Annotated in this window: 7 protein-coding genes and 1 pseudogene; 6 read left to right on the forward strand and 2 right to left on the reverse strand. The window is 29.2% G+C overall.

Going from position 1 to position 12,694, the window contains the following annotated elements; genetic code table 11:
• The first annotated feature begins 577 nt into the window (after positions 1–577).
• From ltrA to PSOL_RS03335, 6 genes and pseudogenes are all read left to right on the forward strand, one after another.
• Positions 578–2,320 (forward strand): group II intron reverse transcriptase/maturase, encoded by a 1,743-nt coding sequence (ltrA, locus tag PSOL_RS03310; protein WP_349401933.1) that lies wholly within the window; start codon positions 578–580, stop codon positions 2,318–2,320.
• Positions 2,321–2,477: 157 nt separating this feature from the next.
• Positions 2,478–3,008 (forward strand): annotated as a pseudogene (locus PSOL_RS03315) (hypothetical protein); the annotation flags it as partial.
• Positions 3,009–3,022: 14 nt separating this feature from the next.
• The gene (locus tag PSOL_RS03320; RefSeq protein ID WP_349401934.1) at positions 3,023–4,516 is read left to right on the forward strand and encodes a replicative DNA helicase; all 1,494 of its coding nucleotides are present in this window, start codon (positions 3,023–3,025) and stop codon (positions 4,514–4,516) included.
• Between the two features lie 11 nt (positions 4,517–4,527).
• A complete protein-coding gene (locus PSOL_RS03325) occupies positions 4,528–5,853 on the forward strand; it encodes a toprim domain-containing protein (RefSeq protein WP_349401935.1) in 1,326 nt (441 codons plus the stop codon).
• 158 nt (positions 5,854–6,011) lie between these two features.
• On the forward strand, positions 6,012–6,659 hold the full coding sequence (locus PSOL_RS03330; RefSeq protein ID WP_349401927.1) for a hypothetical protein: 648 nt from the start codon (positions 6,012–6,014) through the stop codon (positions 6,657–6,659).
• 474 nt (positions 6,660–7,133) lie between these two features.
• Entirely contained in the window at positions 7,134–8,102 is a 969-nt protein-coding gene (locus tag PSOL_RS03335; RefSeq protein ID WP_349401936.1) for an IS3 family transposase, read from the forward strand.
• A 1,264-nt stretch (positions 8,103–9,366) separates the two neighbouring features.
• Here PSOL_RS03335 and ftsH read toward each other — a convergent pair.
• On the reverse strand, positions 9,367–11,208 hold the full coding sequence (gene ftsH, locus PSOL_RS03340) for an ATP-dependent zinc metalloprotease FtsH (RefSeq protein ID WP_349401937.1): 1,842 nt from the start codon (positions 11,206–11,208) through the stop codon (positions 9,367–9,369).
• 11 nt (positions 11,209–11,219) lie between these two features.
• Positions 11,220–12,635, reverse strand: a complete 1,416-nt coding sequence (locus PSOL_RS03345) for an AAA family ATPase (RefSeq protein WP_349401938.1) — start codon at positions 12,633–12,635, stop codon at positions 11,220–11,222.
• Between the last annotated feature and the right edge of the window lie 59 nt (positions 12,636–12,694).

A 12,694-nucleotide genomic window follows, 5' to 3' on the forward strand; every position in this document is an offset into this window, starting at 1 on the left:
TAACCAGTGCGATAAACACTGAATGGATATGGTCGGTCCGTTAAACGAAAGAATAAGGGATTACAGCAGACCATAAAAGCGGATTGAGACGAAGTAGTTAGTTAAGAGGATACCGCCACCAAATTGTCCCATGGATAAGCCTGAAATGGTCTAAGAAGGAAAGCAGATGTAATCTTAGAACCTAATACGCAAACTACTGAAGCCGTATAGTCCAGAGTCTAACAAGATATATTATTTGTCTTGGTTAGTTTATCTAATTAACAGAAAGCCTGGAATCTCACCGACAGTCAGGAAAGACGTTAAAACATAAGCGGTTACTTCACCTAAAGGACAAAGGTAGATATTTAGAGTAACTTGGAGAATCCTAAAAGCTAGTTATTTAATTAACAAGTCAAGGAATAAATGCCGAGACGCTCAAGGATAAAGAAGCTATTTAATAGTCGTGGATAATTCAAAGTTAACATTGGAATATGCTAACATGATGACCCACCAGGGCGAAGGTTAATAACCTTTACAAGGCGAAAGTAGCTAGTAATTTACTATTTATTCACTGTAATCAAGGAAGGAGTTGATAAATATGTCAACATCTGTTTCAGATGAAACTAAGCTTTCGCGAACATTGAGTAAGATTCTATATTGTTCTACAAATAACTATCCTCTAAAAAGAGAATTACAGCAAGGAATGAATAATCTACATAACACATTAATTGCATTTAACAAAATTGCAACCAACAAAGGCGCGGGTACACCTGGAATTGATGGTAATTCAATTGACAGACTCGATCTTAAAAAATTAGAAAGATATCACAAGGAATACATCAATAACAAGTACAAGCCAAAGCCTGTTAAAAGAATATTCATTCCCAAAGACAACGATAAGGTTAGACCTCTTGGAATACCTACCATAAAAGATAGAATAGTCCAAAAAAGCCTTGAACAACTCTTAACTCCTTATTTTGAAAATCAATTCTTAGAATGGAGTTTTGGATTTAGAACCAAAAAGTCCTGTCTTGATGCAATCAAACGCGTCAAACAGAGATTTCAGGGAATTGATTATATCATCAAAATTGACCTTAAAGGTTATTTTGACACAATCAATCATGAAACTCTTATGAAAACCTTGAGGAAGTTTATACGCAAGAATAAAACTCTTTCAACCATTAATAAGTGGTTAAAAGCTGGGTTCATGAAAGATGGCATCAAGTACGAATCTTTATCTGGTTCTCCACAAGGAGGAATCATTTCCCCATTACTTGCCAATGTATATTTACATTACATTGACATCAAAATGGATGAACTAATTAAAGAAGGGACACCAATAAGGAAAACAAACCCAGGATATAGAAAAGCATACCATCAAGGAATGCATCATAAACTGGGGATTGATAGTCGAATTAACCTAAATCCAAAAACAAGAGTTGAATATATCCGATATGCCGATGATTTTATCATAGGAATTAAAGGAAAATATGACAAAGCTGAAACTATTAAAAACCAAGTGACTCAATGGCTAGAACAAGATTTAAAACTAACAGTTAGTAAAGATAAATCAAAGATTGTAAAAGCCAATAAGAGCACAAGGTTTCTATCCTACATGGTTAAGGTAAATTCAACCAGTAGTAAACTCACCAAAAAAACCCACAAAAAATCCCTAAACGGTCGGGTACAAATCCAAGTTCCCAAAGCAAAAGCCAAGGAATATGGATATGAGTACAATTGGTTAAAAAGAGGAAGGATTAAACATGACGAAACATTAGCAAGTAGGGACGAATTAGAAATAATACGCACTTATAAAACAATCGTACGCGGAATCATCCAATACTTTTGCTTAGCTAACAATCTAAATGCATTAACCCATCTAACCTATCTAGCGGAATATAGTTGTTTGAAAACCTTAGCAAGGAAACGCAAAATGACAATTGCCAAAGTGCGGAAGAAGGTTAATCGTGGTGCAACTTGGTCAATTCCGTATTTAAACAAAGGGAAAACCAAGTATGAGTCATGGACTGTTTACCCTTGGGATAAGATCAAGAAAATGCGTAATTATAAGGAAAATCCCGATATCACCATCAATCCTTATCTATTCCAAGGTCGTACGAATCTAACAGACCGCCTTAAAGCGGAAATATGTGAGAAATGCGGCAAAACAACCCAACTTCAAATCCATCACAGTGGTACGGTTCGCAATGGAAACCGCAAAAGCGTGATGAATAAGAGTACAAAAGTGTTATGCATAGATTGTCATAGAAATATTACGAACCAACAAATGCATGATATCAGATTAAATAACAAAAGTAAAAGAACAAAAAAGGATAAATAGCTAATCAGCCGTAAGGCGAAATTAGTTCTCGAAAGAGAGTAAATTATGGAAAGCCGTATGCTTGGAAACTTGCTCGTACGGTTTGGACGGGGGCTGATTGTAAATAAAACAGCAAACGCAAATCGCTGAATAAGACGCAATTAATCTATCCGTATTCCAACCATCTTTATTCAATAAACCATTTAACGAATACATGATAAAAACCCACAACCTCCTAAACGAATATCTAGATAAAAACCAACACAACTCCCAAAGTAAAAAAGTAATCCGCGGCAACATCAACGAATATTTCATTTTATTATATTTTCAAAACAAGGGAATCATCAATTTATACCCCCAGGCTTACTTGTTTTTCATCCCCGACATCAAATTCGATTTGGTTTTATTCACTAAAACCAAGCGCATAATCGCCTTCAATTTCAAAACATGTTTGCGAGATCGTTATAAACAAGCCATGGTAGAAGGGCAACAATTAAAAAAACTCGATACACGTTTTGAATTCTATTTATTAACTAATAACACTGTGGAAGCTCAAAGATTAAACAAGAAAATCAAACAAGGGAAAATCTTAGGAATTAACCAAGTGATCGATTGTTTTTTGCCCCAAGCTAACATCTTTTTACAAACATTACTGACTAACCAATTCCTCCCTTTTAGCGATATTAACATGATTAAAAATAAAAAATAAGGAGTTAATATAAAATGTTAACCAACGAACAACGCGCCTTGCAACAAGTCATATCTTATATCGAACAAGGCCAATGGGAAAAGTTAAAACTTTACTGCCAAATAATTAACCCCAAAAATCTACTCGACCCCACAAATACCAAAATCTTTAACGCCTTAAAATATTTATTTTTAGAAAAACAAACAACGCATCCCTTTGATAAAATAAAGTCTCAACCCGAGATAATTAAAGAATTAATCACCTATCTTCAAACCCATTTTCCCCAAGATAACTTTACTAAAGAATCACTATCTTTTTTAAGTAATGATGTTAATGAGGAAAACAACCTTGATTTCTTAGACAACCTAAAACACACCTATACCCAAGAAAAACTGTTCCAACAACTCTTAAAAATTATTAGTCCTTCTTTTGAAAATAAAGATCCTTATCACAAACATTTTTATTATCAAGAAATCTTTGATAAATTAAGAAAATTTATGGCTTTTATTCCTCACAAAAACGATAAAACACTCTTTAATTTAAACCAAATGGCCTCTTTGCATCCCGAATTTTTTGACACCGATAATCAAGCAAAACAAAAAATCCAAGAAGAATATTACCGCCTATCAGAAACTTTCAAAGGATTAAATCAAGCCACGAAAGGCTTTAAAAAAGGTCAAATTATCACCATTGGGGGCTATACTGGTTTAGGAAAAACCACTTTTGTCTACAACCTTTTAATAGACATTTCAAAAACCAAACATCAAGAAACAAACAAACATCCAAATATGTTGGTATTTTCTTATGAAATGACCTTAGAAGAAAATTTAAGTCGTTTATTAGCCCACATCACTAAAACTCCATTAGATGTTATTTTAGATAAAAGTTTTGAAGACTCAAACATCACACAACACACCTACACGGAAAGGATGAAGACCGCAAAACAATTATTCGCCAACATAAATTTATCATTCAGTTACGATAAAAGCAAAAACATTGATTATGTAATTGATTTAGTTTATCGCCTCCATTTAGAAAAAAAGGCTGAAATTATCGTTATCGACCATCTCCAAATAACCAAAACAACAAATCACTTAGAAAATGACCGTCTAGCAATTGACGAAATTATGACTAAATTAAAACAATTAGCCATTGAATTAAACATCGTGATTATCATTTTATCTCAATTTTCAAGAGATACATACAACAATTATCAAGGAAAATCACCTGAAATAACTGCTCTAAAAGGTTCAGGTGGCATCGAAACTAACTCCGATATTGTCTTAATGATGACTGAATTCCAACCTAAACTATCCAAAGACAAAGAAAAACCCATCAATATATATAATTCAACCTTAAACGAACTATATTTAGAATCAAAGGACAACGAAAATCAAAAAATCATCGAATTATCTATTAAAAAGAATCGAAGTGGTACCAAAAAGAACTTAGTTTATCACTTTGAGATGAATACACAAACCTTCCAAGAAATCGGTTATGTTTTACCTTATCCATTAGAAAGTTATTAAGGAGTTCATCAATGAATTTTCAAGAACAAATAAAACATATTCAAACCAACTTCCCTATGTCAGTTTTATTAAAAAAACTAAACATTATACCGCCAAACTTCAACACCAAATATCGTTTCCCTTGTCCCATCCATCAAGGCCAAAACCCCACTTGTTGTCATTTAACTTCAGATAACAAAATTCATTGTTGGAAATGTTGTAAAGATTACGATATTGTTGATGTTTATAAGGAAATAAGAGGAACTAGTTCTTTTGAAGAAGCTATTAAAAGAATTTTGAATTTCATGAAAACCGAAGAGTTCAAAAAATTAACCCAGAAACAAAATTCAATAATTAATACATCATCAATCCCCCTCAAATACCAATACCAACCTAAAAAAACCAACATCATCATCAACGAAAAAGAAGTTGAAGCCAAAAAAACACGATTATTAAAAGAAATATCACCTTTATTCAACCAAATTAGAGATTATTATAATTATTTATTAACCACTAATCGCAATAACGCATCTCACCCAGGAATAGAATATTTAACGCAAAAAAGAAAATTAACCCTACAAACCATCAATGAATTTAAACTTGGTTACGCCCCACTATCTAATAAACCCTTATCTTTTCGATTTGTAAATTATTGCAAAAAGAAAAACATTGATACAACAAAACTAGTTGAATATGGCTTTATTAAAGAAAAAATCAATCAAAAAGGCACTAAATACTATCACGATACTTTCCATGGTTCCATAATTATCCCTATCGAAAACGGTTATAATAAAACATTCCATTTTTATCAAAACAACTTTCACGAAGTTTCTTATTTCCAACCAAAATACAAATCCCTAAATAATTTCAGTCAAACACCCACTTTTCATTTCAGCTATCGTTTTTTTGAAGCTTTACCATATATTAAAAAAGTTAAAATAATCATCATCCACGAAGGTTTTTTTGATGTCATTAGTTGTTGGCAAAACAATATTAAAAACACGGTCGGTCTAATTTGCGTCACTCAATTACTTTCTCAATCTCAACTAGAAATTCTCAAAAAAGAAAATATCAAAGTAGTTATCGCTTTAGATAATGATGAAACAGGACAAAAACGCAGCGAAGCCTTAGGAGAACAACTTAAAGAAGCAAATATTTTATATGAAATTAGACGCATTTTACCCCCTTATGACAAAACTTGTAAAGATGTTGATGATTTATTACGTCAATACGGAAAAGAAGCATATCAAAAATGTTTTTTAGCTCCATACATTACTTATGAAGAGGCCAAAAAGAAAATCATAGTCGATTTAGCCGTTCATTTCTTTGGAGAATACAAAGTTGAAGTAATTAATTAAATTATTACTTTTTTTCACCAACATATTACACTCGCACATATAAACCACATTAACATACCCTTATAAACACGTATATACCCCTAAATTTTGCGTTTTATTTTCGCAAATTAGGGGTTATTATTTTTATAGCCAACAAAACAATCTAAAAGGAGAAAAAAATGAAAAACGACACAAACCAAGAAATTAGAATCGGAGGTTGGGAAACAAAATCACTCCCCAACGACTTAGTTCAAATTAAAAACTTTTTACAAACATTAAAACAAGATTTATTAAATATTACGATTGTTTCTCACTCTAAAAAGAAAAATTCCTATCAACAAGCAAATTACCGCCCAAAAAACCAAACCCTCTTTGTAGACCCTCAAATCTTAGAAGAAATCAAAAAGTATAGAATAGAAATAATCAAAAATCGTTCTCCTGAAAACGATAATAATAATATAACACTCACCAACCCCACAACGCCCCTTAAAAGCCAAAATAATACCCTTAAAACGCATTTCCCTATCTTCCAAATTAATTATCTTAACGAACAAAAAGACTACATTAAAGAATTGATAGGCAAAATAAATGTAGACAAACTAGACACTTTAAAATTATATAAATTAGATACCAAAAAACTAGATAAATACAATAACCCCATCAACACAAACTATAAAAAAGGATTAAATGTTATTTATTATCAGTTAGAAGATTTAAAATATATAAAATTATTTATTACCAAAAATAAACAAGGCTATCGTGTTAAAAAGCTTAGATCTGGATATTTATCAAATTTAAATAAAAAAGAAACAAAAATTAATAAATAATTATTACCACTTTATTACCTTTTGGTTACCACTTTGTTACCACTCAGTTACCACTTTGTTACCACTCAGTTACCACTTTGTTACCATTTGAATAGTTAAATTTCCTTGCCAAAACCAAACATTAAAGGGGGGGTGATATTTTATATATTATATCGATAATGATAATGATACTCGATATTTGATATTATCGTTATATCCTTTACCCATCATTATTATTATTCGATATAAAAATAATTCCCCATTTCCCCTTCCAATTATTAAAAGAGATTTTTTAAATCCAAAACCAACCAAAAGCCCTAAACGCGCTGAAGCGCTAACAAAATTTATAAGTATATATAATAAAAGAAAAAAGACGAAAAAGAAAGAGCCCCCCAAATTGCGCGTACCCCCCTTTTTTTTAAAAACAAATACAATTATTAGAGCTATAATAATTTATGTATATGATATAAAAAAAAGGAAAACGATATTTCAATCATGAAAAATATAAAATCAAAAGAAATATTAAAACAAAAAAATAAATTATTACAAACTCTAATGAAAACAACCCAAAAAACTAATAAAAAAACAGTTTTTAATTTAGTCAAAAAATTTAAAAATAGTTTAAATTTAACCACAATTTTAAAAACTATCAAAATCAAAAGAAGTACTTATTATTATTGGTTGAAAGTCGAAAATAAAATTAAAGAAAAAGAAGAAAAAAACCTTTTACAACAAAAAAGAATTAATGCTTTATGTTTAAATAATCAATATTTTTTCGGCCATCGGAAAATCACTAATTTATATCAACAAACCTTTAATGAAATAATTACCAAGAAAAAAGTTTATTCAATTATGAAAGAAAATGGCATTTGTTGTCGTTTAAGAATTAAAAAAAATAAATATAGTTATAAAAACAATTTAAAACCTAAATTAAAAGTAGTAGACAATCTAATCAATCAAGACTTTATATCAACTAATCCCATGCAAAAACTATTTACCGACATCACTTATTTTAAAACTTCCCAAGGGTTTTTATATTTTTCTTGTATTATCGATTCTTTTAACAACCAAATTATTTCTTGGCATACTTCAAAGTATCAAAATAAAGAATTAATTTTAAATACAATTAAAAAATTACCTAAATTAAAAAATCCATGCATCATTCACTCTGATCAGGGCACAGTTTATCAATCTCAAAAAATCCAACAAACTTTAACGAAAAAAGGTTTTTTAATTAGTATGTCGCGTAAAGCCAATCCAAGGGACAACGCAGTCATTGAAAACTTTTTTGGCCAAATGAAAAGCAAAAGCATTTTACAATATCAAAATCCATTTTTATTTCAAAAATCAACCGAAAAAGTTAAAAAAATAATCAATTATTTCCCTAAATTTTGGAATACTAAATGGTTTTTAGCTAAATTAAATTATTCATCTCCCTCTCAATATTCCTTAAATTTTAGATAATATTTTTTATTTAAATATTCAACCTTGAAAAAGGTTATCTTTTTGCACCTTTTTTTAAAAACAACATAATTGCGTAAAAAAATAATTTTAATTTCATTTTCTAGGGGGATTTTCCACTTTTTTTCCCTAGCTAGTTAGTGAAATGATATAATATTTAAAAAAAATATCTTTTGAAACTAGCAAATTTAAAAAAGTTTAGACACTTTTTATTTGTAATTTTAATAATTTGTTTGTTTGAAAAGATATGAAATTATCTACTTATTTTTAAGTCTTAAAGAGTAATTTTTAAATAAAAAAATGTCCAAAAAAACGGAACAGCGCATAAATATAATTGTTTTTTTAATTTAAAAATTAACTTTTTTTTCTCTTTTCTATTTTCTTCTTTTGTATTAAATTTTTCTGTATAAAGGGTTATATAGCCTTTTTTGGGGTTGAGTAGAGGTAGTAGATTTTACATATAACATGATTATCTTCATCTTTTTTTGTTTGTAGGACAATTAACTTCATCCATGAAAAAGTCTTTATCTTCTTCTAGGAGATATTTGGGGCTTTCGTAGTTGAGTTTGGGGTGATAAAATTTTTGTACATTATTTTTTTGAAAGAAATTGTTTCTTTTGAATCTGATTTTGAAAAAGGATTGAGATGCAACATATTTTCTTTATTTTGATTGATGAAACCTTCTGCTAAAATGATTTCATTTTTTTTGTTTTTGGAGTTATCCAAGTTAGATGGTTTTTCTCGCAAAATTAAATAAAAAAACAAAGCTAGAAACAAGCAAAAGAATAGCTAAAACAACAAATAAAAATTTTTTATTTTTTTTAATAAATACTTTTAAATTCATTTTTTTTCTTTTATCTTTTTTATTATATTTCAATAAATATAGCGAATATTTAAATTAACCATTTTACAAATTCAAAAATAATTTAAACTTCACCATTAATTATACACCAAAAAAACAAGTTTAACACTCAAAAAAATTAATTTACTAAGGTTTTTACTTGTTTTTTTGTTATATCTTTATTTTATCAAAATTAGTTAATTGAGGTAATCAAATATAAAAAGAAAAAGATTTTTAGATTTTCACTTAAAAAATAATTAAAAAGAGATTTTGCAAAAATAAATTTTATCTCAAATTATTTTTTGCAAAAAAACTATCTTTTAAAATAGTCTTTTTTTGTATTTTAAAAAATATAAAAAATATACTTTTTTAATTAAAATGGCAAATAGTTTTTATTTAGTGTTTTTATATTTTATTATTACTAGTTTAAACTAATGTTTTAATTTCTTCTCTGGTAATTGTTTCTTGTGCTAACAAAATATTAGCGATTTTATCCAGTAAATCTTTGTTTTCTTTGATAATGGTTTGTGCTTGTTTAAAAGAAGAATCAATAATTTTTTTCATAGCTTCGTGAATCTCTTTTTTATCAGTAAATTCAGAATCTTGCATTAATCCTACATCACTCATACCATATTTAGTTACCATCAGACGAGCATATTTAGTAGAATCTTTAAAATCTTGATAACAACCATCACTAATATTATCATTTCCAAAAATCATTTCTTCAGCTGCTCTACCACCTAAAGAACAAACAATAAAAGCTTGAAGGATTTTTTTTGATGAAAAAAACAATTCTTTTTCCTGCATAAACAAAACATATCCTCCTGCATTTCCACGTGGAACAATGGTAATTTTTTGGATCTTAGGGGCATCTTTTAGTTTCAAAGAAATTACAGCATGTCCTGCTTCGTGATACGCTGTTTCTCTTTTTTCTTCTTCGGTGTATTTTCTTGATTTTTTAGCAGGACCAAACCAAACACGGTCAATCGCTTCTTCTAATTCTATCATTGTAATTAAGTCTTTTGAATTCCGTACTGTTAAAATGGAAGCTTCATTTAAAACAGCTCCTAATTGAGCTCCACTCATACCTTGAGATTGTTTAGCTAATTGATGGAAGTTCACTTCAGGATCTATTTTTTTATTACGAGCGTGAATTTTTAAAATAGCTTCTCTAGCTTTCACATCTGGTAAGTCGACAATAATTTGGCGATCAAATCTGCCAGGACGTAATAAGGCAAAATCTAATATATCAGTTCTATTAGTAGCTGCAATGACAACCACACCTAAAGAGGGGTTAAAACCATCCATTTCAGTTAACAATTGGTTTAAAGTTTGATCTTTTTCAGAAGATCCCCCTGAAGAATTGTCTCCTCTTTTACCACCTAGAGAATCGATTTCATCAATAAATAAGATACAAGGAGCATTATTTATTGCTGCTTTAAATAAATTTCTAATTCTTGCAGCTCCAACTCCGACATACATTTCAACAAATTCAGAACCAGAAGCAAAATAAAAAGGTACTTGAGCTTCACCAGCAACAGCTTTAGCTAATAAAGTTTTTCCGGTTCCTGGAGGACCAGATAACAAAACCCCTTTAGGAATTTTAGCTCCTATATGCAAATATTTTTTCGGTTGTTTTAGAAAATCAACAAGTTCTTTTAATTCTTCTTTTTCTTCTACACTGCCAGCTACATCTTCAAAAGTAATAGTTTTTTGTTTATCTACATGTTCTAAAGTATTATTTTTTTGAGCCCCAGTTTTTCGCATTTGATAAAGATACATGATCCACCAAATCGAGGTTACAGAAGAAATTATTCCCAAAAAAGGACTTGCAACAAAAGAAAATGGTTTTATTACAAAAATTTCCTTATTATTTAAAGTGCTTATTAAATTTGCTTTTTCCTGGCCGATCTCTTTTTCTGAAAGTGCATGTGAAATAGTAGTAAAAAACAAAGTACTATTTACTGTAGTATAATAAACGTCCCCACCCTTAGTTGTAACAATAATTTTATTCATATGTTCTGTTCTCATAATGCTGCCTCCTAACTCAAAAATTTTAATAGATTCTAAAGCCTCAGGTCTATTAGATTCCTTAGAAGGGGCATCTTTTATTTTTTGGATTAATTCATTATGATTACAACGACCATCTTTGTCTTCCCATTGTTGTCTAAATTCAACAAAAAGAAAATATCCCAAAAAAAACACACAAGTTAAAATTAAAAAAAACATTGGTCTTTTTAATATTCTAGTAATTTTTTTTATTGACATATTAATTTCCTTCAAAATCTTTTTAATTTAGATTTTTTTTGATATTTTGTGTAAATAAAATAAATATAAATGATGACAAAAATACTCAAAGTTGTAATTGTTGCATATAATAAAGAACGTGAGATAGTATCAAAATTAGGATTAGCAAGATTTTGAAGTTTGATAACTTTTTTAATTTGTTCTTTTTCATATTTTTCTAAAGAATCTTTTAAATTGATTTGCGAAACATTTGTTTGTTGGTTAATAACAGCAATACGAGCTGCTTCTTGTGTAAAATATTTAATACTTGCTGGACTCATTTTTAATGTAAAACATTTGTCTGTTAATTCTGAAATGTAATCTTGTATTAAGCAATTAGATTCACAACGAATTTTTTTTAAATACATTTCCAATATTAAACAAGTGTTTGGTCTATCAGGTAAATCAATTAAAATCTTTTTTTCTAATCTACCAGGACGAGTCACTGCTGCATCTAAAATATCTTCTTTGTTGGTTATACCAATGACAACAATAGGTTTAGAGTTTGTTTGTAGTCCATCTAATTCCGCTAAAAATTGATCTATAAGGGAATTATGAGCTCTAACAGCTCCTCCGCTATCACCTTCAACAGAACCTCTTACAGATAAAATACTATCAATTTCATCAATAACAATAATAGCGGTTTTATATTGTGATCGTGCTTTTTGAAACATACTTCTTACTTTGGTTTCGCCAACTCCAGGAGAATCTGATATAAATTCAGGACCAACATATTCCTCATAGTGTACTTTATCGCCTAATTCTTCTTTTAACTGTTGAGTTAAATAAGTTTTACCAGTTCCTGGTGGTCCATGTAAAATATATCCTTTAGGTACTGCAGCACCCATATCTACATAATTTTGATAATTTTTAATATTTTCATAGATATGTTTAAATTCATTTTTAACTTCATCGCCAATTATCACATTCGCTAAAAAAGGTCTTTTGCTAAAATTTACTTGTACTTCGCCAGTCCCTTGAGAAGAACTAACTGTGGCATTTGTTTCAATTATGTTATTAATAGTTGCTTTTTGTGGTTCAAACAAACAATTTTTTTCTTTAATAGCATCTTTGATGCCTTTATCATGAACTAATATATTTCCTAAGTTTGTAACTTGTATTATGTCTGATAATCGTTGTTGGATTGCGAAGGTAACTTGCACTTCTCCGCTAAATTGCCCAGAAGTAATTTTTGCTTTTGATGCATTATTAATGATTTCTACGGATAATTGTTCTTGGTTAATTGTTCTATTAGGATTTTTTGAAACGATAGCTTGTTTAATATATCCTTCAGTTTTGTATTGTAACTCACCTAAATCTGTAGTTTGTAATATAGTTGATAAATTGTTGTTATTTTGGGCGTTAACATTATCAACATTGAAACAAAAAAGAAAAAAGATAAAAATCATTATGAAAGATAATAAATTTTTTTTCAAGAAAAAAATCTTTTTGTTGTTATTCATTAATT

The organism is Candidatus Phytoplasma solani, from assembly GCF_040126175.1.
Lineage (GTDB): Bacteria > Bacillota_I > Bacilli_A > Acholeplasmatales > Acholeplasmataceae > Phytoplasma > Phytoplasma solani_A.

Bases quoted from the DNA above. Each gene is read 5' to 3' on its own strand.
- ltrA (WP_349401933.1), top strand. From the start codon at position 578: ATGTCAACATCTGTTTCAGATGAAACTAAGCTTTCGCGAACATTGAGT.
- PSOL_RS03320 (WP_349401934.1), top strand. From the start codon at position 3,023: ATGTTAACCAACGAACAACGCGCCTTGCAACAAGTCATATCTTATATC.
- PSOL_RS03325 (WP_349401935.1), top strand. From the start codon at position 4,528: ATGAATTTTCAAGAACAAATAAAACATATTCAAACCAACTTCCCTATG.
- PSOL_RS03330 (WP_349401927.1), top strand. From the start codon at position 6,012: ATGAAAAACGACACAAACCAAGAAATTAGAATCGGAGGTTGGGAAACA.
- PSOL_RS03335 (WP_349401936.1), top strand. From the start codon at position 7,134: ATGAAAAATATAAAATCAAAAGAAATATTAAAACAAAAAAATAAATTA.
- ftsH (WP_349401937.1), bottom strand. From the start codon at position 11,208: ATGTCAATAAAAAAAATTACTAGAATATTAAAAAGACCAATGTTTTTT.
- PSOL_RS03345 (WP_349401938.1), bottom strand. From the start codon at position 12,635: ATGATTTTTATCTTTTTTCTTTTTTGTTTCAATGTTGATAATGTTAAC.